This is a genomic window from Methylophilus flavus (assembly GCF_042678905.1).
Classification (GTDB): domain Bacteria; phylum Pseudomonadota; class Gammaproteobacteria; order Burkholderiales; family Methylophilaceae; genus Methylophilus; species Methylophilus flavus.
In genome coordinates, this window is the sequence record NZ_JBHTLN010000001.1 from 1564263 (window position 1) to 1584400 (window position 20138).

21 protein-coding genes and 1 riboswitch are annotated in these 20138 nt (G+C 51.5%); of the genes, 13 read left to right on the forward strand and 8 right to left on the reverse strand.

Features of this window, described 5'->3' with window-relative positions; all coding sequences use genetic code 11:
• Positions 1-59: 59 nt before the first annotated feature.
• A complete protein-coding gene (locus ACFQ2T_RS07750) occupies positions 60-362 on the reverse strand; it encodes a cell division protein ZapA (protein WP_379032706.1) in 303 nt (100 codons plus the stop codon).
• 3 nt (positions 363-365) lie between these two features.
• Positions 366-566, reverse strand: a complete 201-nt coding sequence (locus ACFQ2T_RS07755) for a hypothetical protein (protein WP_379032709.1) — start codon at positions 564-566, stop codon at positions 366-368.
• 125 nt (positions 567-691) lie between these two features.
• Positions 692-904: riboswitch (cobalamin riboswitch) on the forward strand.
• 137 nt (positions 905-1041) lie between these two features.
• Here ACFQ2T_RS07755 and ACFQ2T_RS07760 point away from each other — a divergent pair.
• The 10 genes from ACFQ2T_RS07760 to ACFQ2T_RS07805 all read left to right on the forward strand — a co-directional run bounded on the left by ACFQ2T_RS07760 (position 1042) and on the right by ACFQ2T_RS07805 (position 10582).
• Complete coding sequence (locus tag ACFQ2T_RS07760; RefSeq protein WP_379032712.1) at positions 1042-2916, forward strand: TonB-dependent receptor domain-containing protein; 1875 nt, start codon at positions 1042-1044, stop codon at positions 2914-2916.
• Positions 2917-3032: 116 nt separating this feature from the next.
• A complete protein-coding gene (locus ACFQ2T_RS07765) occupies positions 3033-4925 on the forward strand; it encodes a TonB-dependent receptor domain-containing protein (protein WP_379032714.1) in 1893 nt (630 codons plus the stop codon).
• Between the two features lie 90 nt (positions 4926-5015).
• The gene (locus ACFQ2T_RS07770; RefSeq protein ID WP_379032716.1) at positions 5016-5585 is read left to right on the forward strand and encodes a hypothetical protein; all 570 of its coding nucleotides are present in this window, start codon (positions 5016-5018) and stop codon (positions 5583-5585) included.
• Between the two features lie 12 nt (positions 5586-5597).
• Positions 5598-6203 (forward strand): cob(I)yrinic acid a,c-diamide adenosyltransferase, encoded by a 606-nt coding sequence (gene cobO, locus ACFQ2T_RS07775; protein ID WP_379033928.1) that lies wholly within the window; start codon positions 5598-5600, stop codon positions 6201-6203.
• Positions 6203-7486: a cobyrinate a,c-diamide synthase gene (locus ACFQ2T_RS07780; protein ID WP_379032718.1), complete on the forward strand. Its 1284-nt coding sequence runs from the start codon at positions 6203-6205 to the stop codon at positions 7484-7486. Before cobO ends, ACFQ2T_RS07780 begins: the two co-directional genes overlap by 1 nt.
• On the forward strand, positions 7483-8154 hold the full coding sequence (gene bluB / locus ACFQ2T_RS07785) for a 5,6-dimethylbenzimidazole synthase (protein ID WP_379032721.1): 672 nt from the start codon (positions 7483-7485) through the stop codon (positions 8152-8154). Before ACFQ2T_RS07780 ends, bluB begins: the two co-directional genes overlap by 4 nt.
• Positions 8151-8957: a cobalamin-binding protein gene (locus tag ACFQ2T_RS07790; RefSeq protein ID WP_379032722.1), complete on the forward strand. Its 807-nt coding sequence runs from the start codon at positions 8151-8153 to the stop codon at positions 8955-8957. Before bluB ends, ACFQ2T_RS07790 begins: the two co-directional genes overlap by 4 nt.
• A complete protein-coding gene (cobU, locus tag ACFQ2T_RS07795; RefSeq protein ID WP_379032725.1) occupies positions 8954-9478 on the forward strand; it encodes a bifunctional adenosylcobinamide kinase/adenosylcobinamide-phosphate guanylyltransferase in 525 nt (174 codons plus the stop codon). The genes ACFQ2T_RS07790 and cobU overlap by 4 nt, the downstream gene beginning before the upstream one ends.
• Before the next feature lie 16 nt (positions 9479-9494).
• Complete coding sequence (locus ACFQ2T_RS07800; RefSeq protein ID WP_379032728.1) at positions 9495-10319, forward strand: DUF4198 domain-containing protein; 825 nt, start codon at positions 9495-9497, stop codon at positions 10317-10319.
• Positions 10320-10363: 44 nt separating this feature from the next.
• Positions 10364-10582: an RNA-binding S4 domain-containing protein gene (locus ACFQ2T_RS07805; RefSeq protein WP_379032731.1), complete on the forward strand. Its 219-nt coding sequence runs from the start codon at positions 10364-10366 to the stop codon at positions 10580-10582.
• Here the strand turns inward: ACFQ2T_RS07805 and ACFQ2T_RS07810 are convergent.
• Positions 10579-12030 (reverse strand): cobyric acid synthase, encoded by a 1452-nt coding sequence (locus tag ACFQ2T_RS07810; protein ID WP_379033930.1) that lies wholly within the window; start codon positions 12028-12030, stop codon positions 10579-10581. The genes ACFQ2T_RS07805 and ACFQ2T_RS07810 overlap by 4 nt on opposite strands.
• A 2-nt stretch (positions 12031-12032) precedes the next feature.
• Between ACFQ2T_RS07810 and cbiB the strand changes: the two genes are divergently transcribed.
• Positions 12033-12980: an adenosylcobinamide-phosphate synthase CbiB gene (gene cbiB, locus ACFQ2T_RS07815; protein ID WP_379032733.1), complete on the forward strand. Its 948-nt coding sequence runs from the start codon at positions 12033-12035 to the stop codon at positions 12978-12980.
• Positions 12973-13965, forward strand: a complete 993-nt coding sequence (gene cobD / locus ACFQ2T_RS07820) for a threonine-phosphate decarboxylase CobD (protein ID WP_379032735.1) — start codon at positions 12973-12975, stop codon at positions 13963-13965. Before cbiB ends, cobD begins: the two co-directional genes overlap by 8 nt.
• Here cobD and cobC read toward each other — a convergent pair.
• The 4 genes from cobC to ACFQ2T_RS07840 form a co-directional block, all read right to left on the reverse strand.
• Entirely contained in the window at positions 13955-14524 is a 570-nt protein-coding gene (gene cobC, locus ACFQ2T_RS07825) for an alpha-ribazole phosphatase (RefSeq protein ID WP_379032737.1), read from the reverse strand. The two genes, cobD and cobC, sit on opposite strands and share 11 nt — an antisense overlap.
• Positions 14525-14534: 10 nt before the next feature.
• A complete protein-coding gene (locus ACFQ2T_RS07830; RefSeq protein ID WP_379033932.1) occupies positions 14535-15326 on the reverse strand; it encodes an adenosylcobinamide-GDP ribazoletransferase in 792 nt (263 codons plus the stop codon).
• Positions 15327-15328: 2 nt separating this feature from the next.
• The gene (gene cobT / locus ACFQ2T_RS07835) at positions 15329-16375 is read right to left on the reverse strand and encodes a nicotinate-nucleotide--dimethylbenzimidazole phosphoribosyltransferase (RefSeq protein WP_379032740.1); all 1047 of its coding nucleotides are present in this window, start codon (positions 16373-16375) and stop codon (positions 15329-15331) included.
• 108 nt (positions 16376-16483) lie between these two features.
• Positions 16484-17944 (reverse strand): DegQ family serine endoprotease, encoded by a 1461-nt coding sequence (locus ACFQ2T_RS07840; protein ID WP_379032743.1) that lies wholly within the window; start codon positions 17942-17944, stop codon positions 16484-16486.
• A gap of 226 nt (positions 17945-18170) precedes the next feature.
• Here ACFQ2T_RS07840 and ACFQ2T_RS07845 point away from each other — a divergent pair, with 226 nt between their 5' ends.
• A complete protein-coding gene (locus ACFQ2T_RS07845; RefSeq protein WP_379032746.1) occupies positions 18171-19313 on the forward strand; it encodes an HPP family protein in 1143 nt (380 codons plus the stop codon).
• 34 nt (positions 19314-19347) lie between these two features.
• Here ACFQ2T_RS07845 and ACFQ2T_RS07850 read toward each other — a convergent pair whose 3' ends face one another.
• Complete coding sequence (locus ACFQ2T_RS07850) at positions 19348-19803, reverse strand: DUF2721 domain-containing protein (protein ID WP_379032749.1); 456 nt, start codon at positions 19801-19803, stop codon at positions 19348-19350.
• Between the last annotated feature and the right edge of the window lie 335 nt (positions 19804-20138).

A 20138-nucleotide genomic window follows, 5' to 3' on the forward strand; every position in this document is an offset into this window, starting at 1 on the left:
TAAAAAATGATACGCCAATTACTTATATTGACGGTGAATATTTTATGAAGTTAAGCGGATTACAACAATTTATGTTGACTGGATAACACTTCATCCATTTGCTGTTGCATGGTCGTGATGCGCTTTTTAACATCGCCCACATCCACGCCATCACTGCGGGTATTCAATAATTCATGTGTGATATTCAGTGCCGCCATGATGGCAATGCGCTCTACACTGACCATTTTGCCCGCATCGCGGATTTCACGCATTTTACCATCAAGGTAGCCGACCGCCTGCACAATCACATCGCGCTCTTCATCGGTACAGGTCACACTAAACGCGCGACCCATGATCTCAATATCGATTGGTTGTTTAGCCATCGCTTATTGACCTTCCTGTGGCAGTGCAGACAATAATTTTTCCAACTGTACGCTGGCTTGCGTCATATTCAGCTTGAGCGATTGCGACTCCTGGTGCAGTTTCGCCACTTCCTGACGTAACTGGCCATTGTCTTCACGCAAGTGATGACACAGCGCAATTAACTTCGCCACACGCTCTTCCAAACTTTTCAGATCAGCATCCATCGAACCATTATCAATGAAAAAAATGATTGTGGTCAATAGCTAAGCGTAGTTTTTCAAAGTAAATTAACAATCTCAGCTTGCTAGCCCAGTGAATGTTTACTCGCAAAAGCAGGCGCTTTCAACTAAAATGACGCCAGTTGTCAGGTGCTCAAAGCTGTGTTCTTACAGCCAAGAGTGAAACTGGGAAACAGGTGCGTGAATTCACATTCGCAATGCCTGTGCTGCCCCCGCAACGGTAAGCAAGTGCGGGTCTATCAACATGCCACTGAGTACACACTCGGGAAGGCGATAGATCAAAACTTGCAAGCCCGGAGACCGGCCTCACAACCAACCATTTGCAATACCGCGGGGTGACGGTGTCTGATAGTGTATTTCTATTCTTGCTTCTCATAGCAACTCTAAATTCATTGTCTCTACCCCCTGGTATCGCCCAATAACCCATATGCGGGGTCGCATATGAACCAGGGACAAGATAATGAAAAAAGCCATTCTTAAAGGCCTGATCGGCCTGACTACTTTAAGCGAGTTCGCTCATGCAAACGATAACACCACACTAGATGAAGTCGTTGTTACAGCAACCCGCACACCCCAACTTCAGGAAACCGTGATTGCTGATACTACCGTCATCGGTAGCGAAGAAATCAAACGCGCAGGTCAAAATACGCTAATTGAAGTACTGCAACGACAAGCGGGAATCGAAATATCCAATACTGGCGGTGCAGGCAAAACCTCAGGCATATTCATGCGAGGCACCAATACTGGCCATGTTGTAGTATTGATTGACGGTGTCCGCATGCAGTCAGCCACTGCTGGTACGACCACGCTGGAAAATATCCCGGTGCAACATATCGACCGCATTGAAATCGTCAGGGGACCTGCTTCAAGTTTATATGGTCAGGATGCGATTGGCGGCGTAATCCAGATCTTCACTAAAAAAGGCGTAGCTGGTTTTAAACCTTATGCAAATTTAGGCTTTGGCACTTATGACACGACCTTGGTAGAAGCAGGGTTACGCGGCAAACAAGCTGACACTACCTATGCCATCAATGTTTCCGCCAATAAGACAAATGGCTTTTCAGCCTACGATACAGCGAACTCAAACTTGAATGATAAAGATGGCTATCGTAACTTTGCAGTAAGCGGAAGTCTGTCTCAGCTCATTGCGGAAGGTCATGAATTGGGTTTGACTTTCATTCACAGCAAAGGCCGCACGCGTTTCGACAACAGGTTCAACTTAACATCGGCGTTTAACCCAGCCTATTCTGATCACGCAGATATTGAAAACAATGCCTGGTCTCTATTTAGCAAAAATCAGATTTTAGATAACTGGCATTCGACAGTGCGTATTGGTCAGGGAGTTGATGAATCAGTCACATACTCGGCAGATTTTGCAGCCCCGACTCGAAGCTTATTCAGAACAAAACAAGACCAATTGAACTGGCAAAATGATATCTCCTTACCTGTGGGTGTACTGACATTGATGTATGACAGGCTGGAAGATAAAGTAGACTCAACCACCGAATTTAAAAATACCAAGCGCACTAATGAAGGCTATGTAGCCAGTTATGTTGCTAACATTCAAGCACATACTTTCCAGGCGAGCGTCCGTGAAGACCATAATTCCAGCTTTGGCAACAATGTCACCGGCGGCTTGGGCTATGGCTATCAAATCAATGACGCTTGGCGGATCAGCGGCAGCTACGGATCAGCGTTTAAGGCACCGTCTTTTAATGATCTGTTTTTCCCCGATTCGTTTGGCTTTGTCACCAGCAATCCAAACCTTAGGCCTGAGAAGTCGGATAACCTGGAGGCCAGCTTACGTTACCGCGAAGACGCGACAAGCGCCTCAATCACAGCCTATGAAAACAAAATCCGTGACCTTATTATTCTGGACAGTGCCTTCATTCCTGTTAACTTGAATAAGGCAACCATCCGCGGATTAACGCTAGCGGCAAGTCATCGCTGGGATAACTTAGACTTAAGTGGTAGCGCCGACATTCAATCTCCACGGGATGATGCTTCTGACAATTTGCTGGTACGCCGTGCTAATAGGCATGGTCAGCTCAACCTTGGTTATACCTTGCAAGACTGGCGCTTTGGTGCCGAGATGGTGACGTCATCCGAGCGCTACAACGATGCAGCCAATACGCTGCGTATGGGTGGCTATACTATTTTCAACTTAACTGCGCAGTACAAACTTCAGCGTGACTGGACATTGCAGGCGCGCGCCAACAATATCTTTGATAAAGATTACCGCTTGGCGCTTGATGGCAACCCGGCCACAACAGGTTTTGCGTATAACACCCCTGGCGCAAACGTGTTCGTCAATATCCGATACGAACCCCAATAGTTTGCTAATAAAACAGCGTTAAATTAATAATAAATCGGAGTACAGGCGATCACATCGCCTTACCCTTCCATCTACTGGAATCAGTGTTTGGAATCGAACGTACTTAGGAAAGATAGATGAAAGAAATTATCGGGAAACTGCTCAATCTGGCTGGTTTTATATTTGGTCTTTTTACAAGCAGTACCTTTGCAGCAGAAACGCTGGCAACCCCTGATCTGGACGAAGTCGTGGTCACTGCCAGCAGGACATCTCAATCCACCAAAACCGTCACCGGAGATATCACGGTGATAGATAGCGAAGAAATCAACCGCTTGCGCGGCGGTTCAATTGCGGACCTGTTAAGACTACAACCTGGCGTAGAAACCTATACCAATGGCGGCATGGGAACCAGCAGTAATATCGGGTTACGCGGCACTAACGATAACCAGTTGATTGTGCTGGTCGATGGCGTACGCATCAACTCGGGTACCACCGGCACTACCGCATTTGAGAATATCCCGCTGGCATTAATAGACCGTATCGAAATTTTGCGCGGACCGGCTTCCAGCCTTTATGGCTCGGATGCGATTGGCGGTGTGATCCAGATTTTTACCAAACGAGGCAAAAGTAATAACACCCATTTATATGCCAGTGCAGGTGCAGGCAGTTACGACTCTTACAGTGGCAACGCAGGTTTTGACACGGCTTTTCAGGCGTTGAAATTCGGTGCGCAAGTCAGCAGTTATGATACCCGTGGTATCAGCGCAAAAAAACGGCCGCCTGCTGTAGCCGAGCAAGACCGCGACGGATACAACAACTTTAGTGGTACCGCATATGCTGACCTTGAATTTGCGCCAGGCCATTCATTGGGCTTGAACTATCTGGAAAGCAAAGGCAGGAACCAATACGACAGTAACTTTATCGGCAATTATCTAGAGCGTTACCAGCAAGGCTATGGCCTGACACTTAGAAATGCACTGACTGACAACTGGAACAGCAAAGTACAATACAGCATAGGCCGCGACCAGTCATATAGCGTTGGCACTGCGCGCACCAATAGCAATATTGAGACAGAACAACATCAGCTGTCATGGCAACATGATTACAAGCTCTCCAATGGCACACTGACCTTTGCCTATGACAGGCTGGAGCAGGAAGTGTTAACACAGTCCACCGGCAGACTTACACTGGACAGAAGTCGCAGTAACGATGCTTTTGTTATCGGTTATGTTGGCAAGTTTGACGCGCATAGCACCCAGCTGTCATTGCGTGAAGACCATAACAGCCAGTTCGGCAACTACACCACTGGCGGTGTTGGCTATGGTTATGCATTTTCTCCGGCGTGGCTATTTACTACGCAATATGGTTCTTCTTTCAGGGCACCAACATTTAACCAGCTATACGCTGTTGCCTTCGGCAACCCTGATCTGCTTTCGGAAAAGGCCGATAATATCGAGGCCAGCCTGCGCTACCAGGGTCAACAATTACAGACCAAAATCACTGTATTCGATAACCATATCCGCAACTTTATCCAGAATGCACCTCGTGCGGATTGCCCACCTGGCTTTACTAACGGCTGTGCCGTGAATGCCGGCAAGATAGAAATTCAGGGCATGACCTTAGAGAGTAGCCTGGCATTGGCTGAAAACTGGTTTCTGTCCGGTAACCTGACCGTGCAGTCTCCTCGTGTGGATGCAACCGACAACCTGCTGATCAGGCGTGCCCAGCGTTTTGGCAATTTGGTATTGCAATACAGAAATGGCGCCTGGGACTGGTCAACAGAATTGACTGCCGCTTCGCAACGCTACAATGACACTTCTAACCAGATTTCATTGGGCGGATATGCTTTATTGAATACGACGCTGGCTTATCAAGTGAATCACAACTGGCGCTTGCAGGCACGCGCTAACAACATCCTGGATAAGAATTATGTTCTCGCAACTACGAGAAGCCTGGTATCGCCTAATAATCCGGACTACAACACCATGGGCACCAACGTATTCGTCAGTCTGAGTTATGACATGAAGTAATGTTTGCCACGGGTGGATTTTGACCAAGCCAGATGGAATTGGGCTAAAATCCACCCCTAGCTAATTTAATAAAATTTGGGAGTCGTTGGCATGCCACGTAAAATTTCAACTCAATCTCTGGCAATCGCATTGGTCATTGCACTGATGGTCATCGTCACGCGCGGCCATCATTTCGCTTCAATCGATTTTCTGCCTAGCGCTTCATATGCAGCTTTCTTTATTGCCGGCTACTACCTGCGCTCTACCATTATGTTCGTTGCCTTGCTGGCGCTATGTGCAGGGCTGGACCTGGCGGCAGTGACCTGGGGTGGCGTCAGCAACTTCTGCGTGACACCTGCTTACGGTTTCTTGCTGCCAGCGTACGGCACCATGTGGCTGGCAGGTCGCTGGACGGAGGACAATACCAGCTGGGAATTCAGCAGCCTGTTCAAACTGGCGGGAGTGGTCGTAGTGGCTTCTGCCATTGCAGAATTGTTCTCCAGCGGCGGTTTCTACTTTTTCGGTGGCCGTTACGCCAACCCTACCCTGGTGGAATTCGGCGCGCGACTGGTGAAATACTATCCTAAACAACTGGAAGCGATTGCGTTATGGATAGTAGTTGCCTTGATTGCGCACGTAGTATTTGGCCTGGCCAAACGTTCAGTTCACGAAAAAGCTTAAGTCTTAAATATGATGGAAACCAATGACCGCGACAGCCGCCACAAGGCGCGCATGATAAGAAAAAAGGCGGTCATTGATGAAAAGATCGAGCAGGCCAAGGTTGAGAAAGGCGTGCTGCTCATCCTCACCGGCAACGGCAAAGGCAAAAGCTCTTCCGCCTTTGGCATGGTTGCCCGTTCACTCGGCCACGGCATGCGTGTCGGTGTCGCCCAATTCATCAAAGGCAGGTCTGATACCGGCGAAGAAGCCTTTTTCCGCGAACATCCATTAGTGAGCTGGCATGTACTGGGCGAAGGCTTTACCTGGAACACGCAAGACCGCCAGCGCGATACCGACACCGCTATGCGCGGCTGGGAAATTGTCGCAGGCATGCTGCAAGACCCCGCAATCCACTTAGTAGTACTCGACGAACTGACCTACACCTTCAAATATGGCTACCTGGATGAACAGATGGTACTGGATGCCATTGCCAACCGCCCGCCTATGCAGCACGTGGTCATCACCGGCCGTGGCGCCTCAGAAGCATTACGAAACGCTGCCGATACGGTGAGCGAACTGATGGACGTCAAGCATGCCTGGCGCGCAGGCATCAAGGCCCAAGCTGGAATAGATTTGTAATGCAATCCCACGCTGCAACCTGCCATGCCATGCTGATGGCTGCGCCTGCTTCCGGCCAGGGCAAAACCATGACCACCGCGGCATTAGCGCGCGCTTACCGCAATCGCGGCCTGCGTGTGCAGGCATTCAAATGCGGGCCTGACTTTATTGACAGCATGATCCTCGAAGTTGCCACGGGAAAACCGGTTTACAACCTTGATTTAGGGATGTGTGGCGAAGCAGATGCACGTCGCTTACTCTACAAAGCTGCGCAGGAAAACGATGTGCTTCTGCTGGAAGGCGTGATGGGGCTGTACGACGGCAACCCATCCTGCGCCGATATCGCCGAGCGTTTTGGTATCCCGGTCGGGCTGGTAGTCAACGCCAAGGCCATGGCGCAAACCTTTGCGGCGGTCGCGTATGGCTTATATGCATTCCGCCCAAGCCTGCAACGCGCAGGCGTCATTGCGAACCAGGTAGGCAGTGAAGGCCATGCACGCATGATCAAAGAAGCATTGCCTGCTGATATTCCGTGGCTAGGTGCCATGCCATATAACGATCAACTAAGCCTGCCCGAACGCCATTTGGGTTTGCATCTGGCACAGGAAATCAACGATATTGATCAGCGCATAGAAGCCGCCGCGCAATTATTGGGGCAAGAAATTCCGCTGCCGCCAACGGTGAGTTTTGATACACCAGAAAACGATTCTTCCGAGCTACTCCTGCAAGGCAAAACAGTTGCCGTCGCTAAAGATGCAGCCTTCTGTTTTATCTACAAAGCTAACCTGGATCTGCTGCAAGCGTTGGGTGCAAGCATTACATTCTTCTCGCCGTTAACAGATGCGCAATTACCATTGGCAGATGCCTATTGGCTGCCTGGCGGTTACCCTGAATTGCATCTGGAAAAAATTGAAAACAATACCGGCATGCGCGATAGCTTGAAAGCAGCTGCGGCAGCTGGCATCCCAATACTGGCAGAATGTGGTGGCATGTTGTCATTAGGTGAAAGTCTGGATGGCCGCCCGGTTTTTGGGTTATTAAAAGGTCACGGCAACATTGAAAGCAAACGGCAAGGCCTGGGCACGCAACATGCAACGTTGCCAAATGAAAATGGCACCAGCACCATAGGCGCACATACTTTTCACTATGGGCGTTTCGAGACTGACCTGCCGGCGATTGCACATGGCAAAGGCCGATATGGCACGGGCGAAGCGATCTACCGTGATCAAAACATCACCGCCAGTTTTTTGCATTTTTATTTCCCGTCCAACCCGGCGCTGGCCGCGCAGTTTTTCCTGCCATGAGTTTTGCCTATTCCGAAGAAGACAAAGCGGCGATCTACAAAGTGATAGCCGAACGGCGCGATATGCGGCATTTTTTGCCGGCGCCGATTGCGCCCGAGTTACTACAGAAGCTATTGCAAGCGGCGCATCAGGCGCCTAGTGTTGGCCTGATGCAACCATGGCGGTTTATCCGCATCAGTGATGTTGAGGTCCGCAAAAGCATACATACACTGGTGGATGAAGAGCGTAAGAAAACCGCACAAGTCATAGGTGAAGTTGAAAATACGGCGCGCATGGCCGAATTCATGCGGCTGAAAGTAGAAGGTATCCTCGACTGTGGCGAATTACTGGTCGCGACACTATGCGACCAGCGTGAGAAATACGTGTTTGGCCGCCGTACCTTACCGGAAATGGATCTGGCTTCTGTCAGTTGTGCGATCCAGAACCTGTGGCTGGCCGCGCGCGCCGAAGGCATAGGCATGGGCTGGGTCAGCCTGTTTGATCCGCAGGCGCTGGCTTCGTTACTGGGCATGCCAGATGACGCGAAACCGGTTGCGATTTTATGCCTGGGTTATGTGAATACGTTTTACAAATCACCGATGCTGGTGGAAGAAGGCTGGGCAACGGAAAAACCTTTGTCCGAGATGTTGATGGAAAACGGCTGGAACAAGGATACGCAGCAACCATGAGCCGCTGGCCGCAACGCATCGTGTGCCTGACCACGGAAACGGTAGAAGTACTCTATCTGCTGGGTGAGCAAGACCGCATTGTTGGCATCTCCGGCTTCACTACCCGTCCCGCGATCGCCAGAAAAGAAAAGCCTAAAATCAGTGGTTTCACCAATGCAAATATCGACAAAATTCTGGCGTTAAAACCAGATCTGGTTTTATGCTTCTCGAACTTGCAGGCAGACATTGCCGCCTCGCTGATCAAAGCCGGTTGCCAGGTGCATGTGTTTAACCAGCGTAGCCTGGAGGAAACCTTGCAAATGATACTGACCGTGGGTGACCTGGTCGGAGCCAGCGAAAAAGCACAAACGTTGGTCACGCAATATCAGGCGTTGCTGGATGCCTCACGTAAACAGGCTGCCACCTGGTCACGAAAACCAACTATCTATTTTGAAGAGTGGGATGAGCCCATGATGTGCAGCATCCGCTGGGCTGCGGAACTGATAACCGCAGCTGGCGGGCAGGATTGTTTTCCGGAGCTGAGCCGGTTTCACAACGCGCGCGACCGTCAGGTTAATGCAGAACAAGTCGTCGCAGCGCAACCGGACATCATCATCGGTTCCTGGTGCGGCAAGAAATTCCAGCCGGAAAAAGTGAAGGCTCGCACAGGTTGGCAAACCATACCAGCGGTTCAGCACGGCCATTTGTATGAAATAAAATCAGTGGATATCTTGCAACCGGGACCGGCCCTGTTTACAGAGGGGCTGGTGCAGTTGCAAAACATTATTCAACACTGGCAACAGCAAACCGGGAGGTTTTCATGAGTACACATTTGATTCTGGGTGGTGCGCGCAGCGGGAAAAGTGCTTATGCAGAACGTTTGGCATCTGCGCTGGAATTACCGGTTACCTACATCGCCACCGGGCAGGTTTATGACGACGAATTTGCCAAACGCGTCGCGCATCACAAAGAGCGCCGCCCGCCGTATTGGGCACTGGTAGAAGCGCCTTTTAACCTGGGCCAGACACTGCTGGATAACGATGCGCCGGAAACCTGCCTGATCGTCGATTGCCTGACCTTGTGGCTGGCGCAATGTATTTGCCCGGATTGCGACAAGCCTGAGCGGCTGGACTGGCAGGCGGAAAAACAGGCGTTACTGGCTGCCCTGCCAAAGTTGCAGGCACAGGTATTTTTGGTCAGTAACGAAGTCGGCATGGGCATTGTGCCGCTGGGTGAAATCAACCGCCAGTTCCAGGATGAACAGGGCCGCTTGAACCAGGATATTGCTGCCATTGCCAACCAGGTCAGTTTTGTTGCCGCAGGCCTGCCTTTAAAACTCAAATAACCATAAAGGAAAATTCATGAAAAAATTCTCTCTGCTGACCGGCGCGCTGCTCACAATGCTGGCATCACTCGCCGCCGAAGCACATGTGCCATTTTTAAAGCCTAACCAGTTCAATGTCACGCATCACCGCCTGACCATAGAGTCTGCATTTACCGAGTTCCCTTTCCAGGCCGACTTTGCCATGGATTCGCCAAATTTCACCATCACCAGCCCTGATGGCGTTTCCACGGCTATCAAGCCGATCGCCAAAACCAAGGCAGCGGTGTATCTGGAGCCTGAATTAAAAGAAGAAGGTACTTACCGTATCAGCACAGGCCAACGGGTAGGCCCGATCTACAAAGCGGTAGAGACGGCGGATAAAAAACTGTATTTTGCAGCGGATATGAAACGCGTGACTGGCAAGCCGACCACCATGAATTACTACAGCTATGCAGATACGTATATTTTCAAGGGCCAGCAAAAATACCAGGCCAAGCCATTTAATAAGGGCCTGGAAATTATTCCATTAACTTCGCCCAATGGCCTGGTACCAGGGAGTGAGGGTTCATTCCGTATTTTGGAAGATGGCAAACCTGTCAGCAACGCACGTATTATCGTTGTCACTGATAACGAACACTTTATCAAGCACCGGGTTGAAGACCTTTACGATCTCGATAATGTGCGGGAGTCCAACATTCATGCAAACCAGCAAGGTGAGTTCACTTTTAAACCCGCAAAAGCAGGATTGAACTTCCTGTTTGTGACCGTCCATCACCAGCTGAACGAAAACCTGTGGGAAAGCCAGAATGCATCATTGACGCTGGAAGTAAACCTGCCTGCAGAAACCCAGAACAAGCGTTAACTTTTACGTTCTTAAATATCACTTACACAGGAAAAGACACCATCATGGCAACCTCCACTTTTCAACTAAAAGGTGAATTCATTGCACTTTGCGACCTGCTGAAACTGGAAGGCGTGGCCGACAGCGGTGGCCAGGGCAAGTCTATGGTGGCCGAAGGCTTGATTTCAGTGGATGGTCAGATCGAGCGCCGGAAAACCGCCAAGATCCGCGCCGGCCAAGTAGTGCAGGCGTTTGAGCAGACCATCAACGTGGTGGCCGGTTAATTCGGCACCAAGCCTGCGGGCAGATACGGGGCAAGCGCAGCCCAGTTGAGGTTTGTGTACAAACTGTCTGCCAATCGTTCCAGGCTTTGTTCCCGTAATTGCGTATAGTCGTAAGCGACCTGATTCGATAATCCCGCCCACTGCAACCAGGCCGCACAAGCTTGCGGATGGTCAAACAGGCCATGGATATAACTTCCCGCTACCTGGCCATCTTCCGAGATCGCACCTTCCGCCTGGTCGTTGATCAGGTGTACGGGATGCCCTAAAGCTGACCCAGTACTCACGCCCATATGAATTTCATAGCCTTGCACTTGCGCATCGCCGAAGGTCAATTTTCCGGAAACCTGTTTTAGCTGCTTGTGTGCTTCCAGCGTGGTTTGCATTTTCAGCCAGCCGAGACCGGCGCTGCTGCCCGCCTCGCCTTCCAGCGCCAACGGATCATGCAATTGCTGGCCAAGCATCTGGAATCCACCGCAAATTCCCAGCAGCTTTCCACCATAACGCAAATGCCTTGCGATGATCGGCTCCCAGCCATGCTCACGTAGCGCGGCCAAATCACCGCGCACATTTTTGCTGCCTGGCAGAATGATTAAATCGGCAGATGGCACAGGCTCATTCAAGCGCACAAATTTCACATCCACTTGCGGGTGCAGACGCAACGCATCAAAGTCGGTATGGTTAGCGATATGCGGCAGCACCGGCACGACGATGGTGAGCTGAATCTCCGTTTTTTTAGCGTTGCTACTGGCGACGGCATCTTCCGCTTCCAGGTGCAAATCGTGCATATAAGGCAACACGCCAATCACCGGTTTCCCGGTGCGTTGCTCCAGCCAATCGAGCCCCGGTTGCAGCAAAGCAATATCCCCACGGAATTTATTAATCACAAAACCAGCGACCCTGGCCTGCTCGCTCCCGGACAATAAAGCCAAGGTGCCAACCAGGTGCGCAAATACACCACCCTTATCAATATCCGCCACCAGGATGACCGGGCAATCCACCGCTTCGGCAAACCCCATATTGGCAATATCGTTAGCGCGCAAGTTGATTTCCGCCGGGCTACCCGCCCCTTCCACCATGACAAAATCATATTGCTGTTGTAATCGCTGATAGGATTGCAGCACTGCATGCATGGCCACTTTTTTATACTCGTGGTAAGTGCTCGCTTCCTGGTTACCCTGCACCCTGCCATGGATAATCACCTGGCAACCGGTATCTGAATTAGGTTTAAGCAGCACCGGGTTCATATCCGTATGCGGCTGCAGTCCGGCAGCCATCGCCTGCACGGCCTGTGCGCGGCCGATCTCGCCGCCATCTTCAGTCACCGCGGCATTCAACGCCATGTTTTGCGGCTTGAAAGGGACGACAGCTACCCCGCTGCGGTACAATACCCGGCACAATCCGGCCACCAGCGTACTTTTACCGGCATCCGACGTGGTGCCCTGAACCATTAATGTTTTTACTGCCTGTTTATCCATCCGCCGATTATCTCATACTCGCCCTGCTTGCCTGCGGCGCGGTTGCGCTTGATCACTGGCTGGGTGAGCCCCGGCGCTGGCATCCCCTGGTTGGCTATGGCCGCATCGCCAACTTGTTAAGCCACAGGTTAAACCCACAACTTTCCCAGCCAAAACCTTCGCAGCGCCTGACCGGTTTACTGGCCTGGATACTGGCAGTATTACCGCTGACTTATATGGCATGGCTGCTATCGCAAACGCAGTTGGGCTGGCTGGTGCATGGCTACCTGTTGTACTTCGCACTGGGTCACAAAAGCCTGAGACTACATGCATTAGCTGTTTACTCCGCACTGAAAAATAAAGATCTGCCGCAGGCAAAACTGGCGGCTTCGTATATGGTCAGCCGCGACAAAGAGGCGATTGAGCCGGTATCTTCGACGCTGGAATCGGTACTGGAAAATGGCAACGACGGCGTGTTCGCGGCCCTGTTCTGGTTTTTGATCGCCGGCGGCCCGGGCGCATTGTTATACCGACTGGCAAATACGCTGGATGCGATGTGGGGATACAAAACCGGCCAGTACTTTTATTTTGGCTGGGCAGCCGCGCGGCTCGATGACCTGCTGAATTATATTCCTGCCCGTTTAACAGCGCTGACCTATGCACTGCTGGGGAGCACCGGGAAAGCGCTGTATGCCTGGCGTACACAAGCAAAACGATGGGATAGCCCGAATGCAGGACCGGTGATGTCGGCTGGTGCAGGGGCACTGGATGTTTCACTGGGCGGACGTGCGCGCTATCATGGCGTCTGGCATGAGCGTCCGGCACTGGGCACCACTACGCAAGCAACTCTGGAAGATATTCCTCGTGCCTTACGCCTGGTCAGCACCGGCTTATATGCCTGGCTGGCGGTCGCAATAGTGACAGGAGCCCTGCGCTATGCTTGAACACGGCGGCAACCTGCAGCAGGCAGCCACGCAGTACGGCATCCCCCTGGCTGACTGGCTCGATTTATCGACTGGCATTCATCCGCAACATTACCCGATTCCGTCTCTACCGCCAGCGTTATTTCAACGCCTGCCACCTATCAATGATGGTTTGCTTGCCGCAGCTCAAACTTATTATGGTGCGCAGCACCTCCTGGCATGTGCCGGCTCGCAGGCGGCATTGCAAGTGCTGCCTGTGTTGCGCAAGCCGTGCCGCGTCGCCATGCCGCGCACCATGTACCAGGAACATGCTTATGCCTGGCAACGGGCTGGTCACGAAGTGCATTTCTTTGATCAACAGCCCGATAGCGCCACCCTCAACAATACGGATGTGTTGCTGGTGTGTAACCCCAACAACCCTACCGGGCAGACTTATCCGGTTGATATCTTGTTAAGCTGGCATGCACAACTCGCATCGCGCGGGGGCTGGCTGGTGGTGGATGAAGCATTTGCAGACATAACTCCAGAGTGCAGCCTTGCCCGCCATGCAGGCCAAACAGGGCTATGGGTATTGCGATCCCTGGGAAAATTCTTCGGGCTGGCCGGACTAAGGGTAGGCTTTTTGCTGGGCGAACCAAAAGCCCTGGCAGAAGTGGAGTCGTCCCTAGGTCCATGGACAGTCGCCGGACCTAGCCGGTATATCGCCAAAATGGCGCTGGAAGATACTGACTGGCAACAACAGATGCGTGAGCACTTACCCACGCAATCCAGACAATTGTCGCAGTTGCTTGGCCAATATGGATTACACCCCACCGGTGGTACTGCTTTATTTCAATATGTGCAACATCCCGCCAGCCTTCAGTTACAAGATGCGCTGGCTAGGCAAGGCGTATGGACGCGCTATTTTGACTCACCACTATCCCTGCGCTTCGGCTTGCCACCAGCAACGGAATGGGCACGCCTGAAGCAAGCACTCGCTCATGCCAGTGCCAGTATTAGCGGTTAACAAATTCAATCTTGGGGATAATGCCTGAAAAATCCAGGCGGGTCAGGCTGGCATAATCCACATGAAAGCGGAACAGGCCTTTCAGCTGCATATTGAGCACATGTGCCATCATGGCGCGTATCATGCCGCCATGAGTGACGACCAGTACATGCTGGTTAACGTGGTTTTCTAAACATTCATCTATAAATGCGATGCCGCGTTGTTGCAAGGCGGCAAATGTTTCACCGTTGGGCGGAGACAAGTCAGCATAATTTTGCGCCCAGACATCAAACAATTCGCGCGGGATATCGTTCCAGGCCTGCATTTCCCAGTCACCAAAATGCAGTTCTTTCAGGCGCTCGTCATGCGTGATCTCGTGATCAAAACCAAGTGCATACGCGAGTTTGCTACACCGTTGCAAAGGGCTGGCATACACGGCATCGAACTGTTCGCCAGACAGCTTGGACTGCAAGACAGCCAGCTCATCATGGAAAGTGGCTGCCACATCAATATCTGTTTGCCCGTAGCACACCCCTTCAGCGACTTGCAGGCTGGTATGGCGGATCAATGTCAGTTTCATAGCGTCAATTTCATAGCAGGCGACTCCACGCCAGCAAGCCCAGGTAAAAAGCCAGTTCAGTTAACTGTTGCATGGCACCCAGGGTATCGCCGGTATAGCCTTGCAGATTGCGTAACAGCAGGTTGCGCCACCACCACCAGACCAGCAGTACAGGTAACTCTGTGACCAGCAAAAATTGTAAGGCAGCAAACCCGGAATGGTTCAGCCACAGCAATCCGGCGAATCCCAGCCAGCTCCATAAACCAAATGCACTGGCACACCAGAGATCGTTGCGCGTCAGCGTGGTAGCAAGCGGTTTCGATTTACCCGCAGACCTGACATATGGCATGGTGGCCATCACAGACACTGCCGCCAGGCGGCTCAAGGAATGGCCAGCAATTAAACCAAACGGTAATACCGCTGCGGGTAAGGCAGTGAGTGCCTGGAATTTGAATAACAACATACCAACCAAGGCGATGGCACCATAACTGCCGAGGCGGGAGTCCTGCATGATCTCCAGTTTCCGTGCTTTATCCAAGCCGCCGCCCAGTCCGTCTGCGCTGTCGGCCAGGCCATCTTCATGGAATGCACCAGTCAGGTAAATGGTGGCTGCCATACTGAATAGCACAGCAACGACGGGCGGGAAAATCAAGCTTGTCAGCCACCACACTATGGCCGCAATCAACCCGATCAGCAACCCAACCAGCGGGAAATAGCGCGCTGCATGATTGAGTTCAACCTCCTGAAAATCCGTCAGTGCCGGCACAGGCAAGCGGGTAAAGAAGCCCACCGCGAGCAGGAAGTAGCGCCATTGCATTTTCAGGTTCACTGGGTTTTTCCGCTGACGCCAGCACTTTCAAAGCTGGCCATTTCGTTAAGGAAAGCCACTGCGGATTGTAGTAATGGATAGGCCAGCACCGCACCAGTGCCTTCACCCAAACGCAAGGACAAATGCAGCAACGGCTGCACTTTTAAGTGTTCCAGCATCTTGCCGTGACCGCTTTCATCGGAGCAATGCGCGAACACGCAATAATCCAGCACTTGCGGATAAAGTTTGGCAGCGACTAACAACGCAGAGGTAGCAATAAAGCCATCAATCAGCAGCGTGACTCGTGCCTCAGCTGCTGCCAGCAACGCACCGACCATCATGGCAATTTCGAACCCGCCAAAAACTGCCAGCACCTGCAACGGGTCTATGGCATCGACATGATGCCTTTGCAATGCGTTGGTCAACACCGATAGTTTATGGTCCAGGCCTTTATCGCTGAGGCCGGTGCCGCGACCTACACATTGATGCAAGGGAAAACTGCACAACACACTCATCAGGCAACTGGCACTGGATGTATTCCCTATCCCCATCTCGCCCAGCGCCAATACATTACAGCCCTCGGCAACCGCATCACGGGCGATTTCAGCGCCGCGGGCAATGGCTTGCGCAGCCTCTTCACGCGTCATCGCCGGATCATGCAGGAAACTCAACGTGCCCATGCCGAGCTTGGCATCAATCAGCATCGGATGCGGTTCAAAAACCGCATTGACGCCGCTATCCACCACATGCAACTGAAAGTCATGCTGGCGCGCGAAAACATTGATTGCGGCACCACCGTTCAGGAAATTCAGCACCATTTGTGCCGTCACCGCTTGCGGATACGGACTAACGCCTTCGGCCACAATGCCATGGTCACCGGCAAATACCAGCATGGTTTGCTGCTGCAAAGCCGGGTGTTCAGTTTTTTGGATCAGCCCAAGTTGCAAAGCCAACGTTTCCAGCCGCCCAAGCGCGCCTAACGGTTTGGTTTTCTGGTTGATCTTGTGTATCAGTGCAGCTTGCAGCGTTTCGTTTTTTGTCGATTCAATCTGGAATGTTTGCATGCGGTTATTCTACCCGATGAAATATCCGCCTGTCAGATGCACGCGTTGGCAACCTGCATAAAAAAGCCCCGCGTTGACGGGGCCGAGAGAGGGATGGCAATATTCAACTTAGCTAATCTTCACCGGCACATAGATCTTGTTGTCACCGCGCATCACCAGCAGGGCAACATTTTTAGTGTTGGGGGTTAACTTGTTGTGCAACTGTGTGATGCTGGTGATCTGGTCACCATTCACTGCCAGAATCACATCCCCGGGCTGGATACCGGCATTCGCAGCAGGACCCTTACCCACTTCTTCCACCAGCAAACCCTGTTTGAGCTGGGTCTGTGCCTGCTCCTGCGAAGTCAGCGGGCGCACACTCACGCCCAGCTTGGCCTGCTTGTTATCTGGCGCAATTACTGGTGCCAGTTTCGCGGTTTGCATTTCATCGACACGCACACTCAGGGTCTTCAATGCTTTTTTACGCCAGACTTCCATTTTGACAGTGCTGCCAGGTGCAAGATTGGCGACCATGGGCGGCAAATCACTTGAGCGGTCTATCACCTGGTTATTAAACTTCAGGATCACATCGCCAGGTTCAAGTCCCGCTTTATCGGCCGGGCCATTTTTCTCGACATTGCTCACCAGTGCACCGCTATTGGTTTTCAGGCCAAAGGAACTTGCCAGGTCCTGGTTGATAGACTGCACACCTACCCCAAGTCGGCCTCGGCTGACTTTACCTTTATCCAGCAATTGTTGCTCAATGCCCATGGCGACATCAATAGGGATAGCAAATGACAGGCCCTGGTAACCGCCACTGCGACTATAGATTTGCGAGTTAATACCAATCACTTCACCATTCAGATTAAACAGCGGGCCGCCCGAGTTTCCGGGATTGATCGCAACGTCAGTCTGCAAAAATGGTACATACCCTTCATCCGGCAATGCGCGTGATTTTGCTGAGATAATGCCAGCGGTTACGGTGTTATCGAAACCGAAGGGAGAACCAATCGCCACTACCCAGTCACCGACATTACTGTTTTTAGTACTGCCGATTTTGACGGTAGGCAAGTCCTTGCCATCAATCTTCAGCACGGCAACATCTGTCAGTTTATCGACACCAACCACCTTGGCTTTGAACTCGCGTTTATCAGTTAATCTGACGATGACTTCATCTGCCTTATCCACCACATGCGCATTGGTCAGGATCACGCCTTCCGGCTTCACAATAAATCCGGAGCCCATGCCGCTCATCGGCATTTCGGTTTGAGGCTGTTCAGGTTGAAAGCGGCGGAAGAACTCGTACCTGGGGTCATTCGGATCCATACCTGGAATGCCAGTGGTTTTCACAGTACCGGTAACACTGATATTCACCACTGCCGCGCCCTGGCTATCGGCAATGGTGGCAAAATTTGGCAAGGTAATATATGCGCTAGGGCTAGAGATAGCTTTAGAAGTTACTTGTGCAGTGGCCTGCGCATTATTCACCAGGGTATTGCCTTTGACCCAGTAGCCAGCGCCAAACAGTGCGGCAATTGCCAGCGGCACGCTGACCCAATGAGTGAGTTTTGATTGCATAAATGCCTGCATAAATTTGATTCCTTTCAGACTTACTTTTTGCTTAATTGAGTGTTTGGATGAGTCAATGAAAAAACACTTTCTGTGCATAAGAGCAAAAAAGTCACTGCTAAGTTTCCTGGAATTTGTATCCTGATGTATCACGGTTTCGATTTGCAACACGGCCTCGCGCGGCTGTCACAGGCCGTGTGCGTGATACACTGCGACTTTCATTGTGCCTCGCAGTCTGTATTCGCTTATGCCTGCTATCCCCGCGTTTCTGAAACCTTACTGGCCACGTCCCGTCACTGGCTCCCTGCGTGACCATGCCCGTGCTGCACTCGGTGCCGGACTGGGTATTTTAGCGACCGGCCTGGTGGCTAGTGCTGCTATCCCGGGCGACTGGCTCAGTGCGATTTTCCTGATTGCGCCCATGGGTGCTTCAGCGGTGATTCTGTTCTGCCTGCCTTCCAGCCCTTTAGCTCAACCGTGGGCAATACTGGCTGGTAACACGGTCGCCGCACTCTGTGGTGTTTTCTTCGCCCACTTGCTGCCAGGCCACATCGCTTATGCAGCCGCATTCGCCATGCTATCGGCGATTGCACTGATGTTCGCCTTGCGCTGCCTGCATCCGCCCAGTGGTGCGGTAGCCTTGACGGCAGTGCTGGGGGGCGAAACGATCTACCAGCTAGGTTATGGTTTTATCTGGTGGCCAGTGCTGGCAAACAGTGTGTTGCTGGTGTTGTCGGCATGGCTGTACCACACCTTGACCGGTTACCGCTACCCGGCGATGCAAATTGACAGCAAGCCCACTTCACCCGAGCACATGAATTACCAGTTCGGATTCCGTCAGGAAGATTTGCAGGCAGCGCTAGGGCAATTTCATGAAGTGCTGGATATCAGCCCGGATAGTTTGCAGGCGCTATTACAACAAACCGAGCTGATTGCCTATCACCGCAAACTGGAGGAAATCGAATGCCGGCATGTCATGCGCCCGGTGGCGGTTACCTTGCAATTCGGCGATACGCTGGAAGATGCCTGGCAAACCCTGCTGCAGCAATCTGAACCGGCAATTCCGGTGGTGAACAAAGCCAGCCTGGTGATCGGCCTGCTGAGCGTGGCTGACTTTATGCGGCATGCCAAACCGGAAAAATTCAACCAGGTCGCTCCGGCGCTTAAAAAGCTGATCCGCTGGTCACCGAGCACGCATAGCAGCAAACCGGAAGTAGTCGGCCAGATCATGGCGACGCCAGTGATTACCATTCTGGAAGATATGCATTTGATGCATACCATCCCGCTGATGACCAGTCATCATCTGCAACTGGTGCCGGTGGTGGACCAGCATAATAAACTGGTAGGCATCCTGACCCAGACCGATATTATTCGCGCGCTCTATCGCTAAGCTATTCCTCACTTTAAGCTGCACTCTCATCAGATTAAAGTTTCCTCGACTTTTCCATTTGCTTATATGGCACGATCACTTCGCGTGAGGCCAGAACGATCTCCCGCAAAAAACATAGCAAGGACAATATCAGCGAAGCCATTGAGATAATAAAAGAAATCATCACGAGGTGTGACAGGCGCAAGCCGGTCTCCACTGACAGAAACATGCTGGCAATCGAGACGCAAATACACAGTGCGGCAAAGGTCGCCAGGCCTATCGCCCGGCGCAACCATTTGGTCCTTCTTACGATAATCTTCAATTCATCCTTAAAGCGCTCACGCTTTTCTTCCGGTGCATCGGTCAGAAAACGTGCACGGTCAATCGAGCGTCCCAGTCGACCAATCAGTACGCCCAGGATGGAGCCGATACCAGTAAGCAAAAACACCGGTGCTACTGCATCGCGGATGGCTCCAGAAACGTTATGAATCTCAAATGCGCTGCCAATCATGAAGTTTATTTTCCCTTTCAAGTATTTAGGGTTCCTCCTTCTCCATAAGCAGTTCTTATGCCCGTATATGGATATAAACTTTCCCTACGAATTTTTACATTTATTGCTATATTTCTGCACCAATAGGGGGAGTTATCGCCCCATTAAAGTGCAACCACGATTTGAAAACCGGAATACAGGTCAATTGTAGGCTTTATGGAGTACTAAATATCTGAAAAATCCCGTATTTTCAGAGATGAAGCAAAGAGAAACGGTCGTTTTAACTTCTTATTCACAGAATTTCATCGCGATTTCAGGTCCCGTTCTTGCTGTAAAGGTATCGGATATTTGATGTT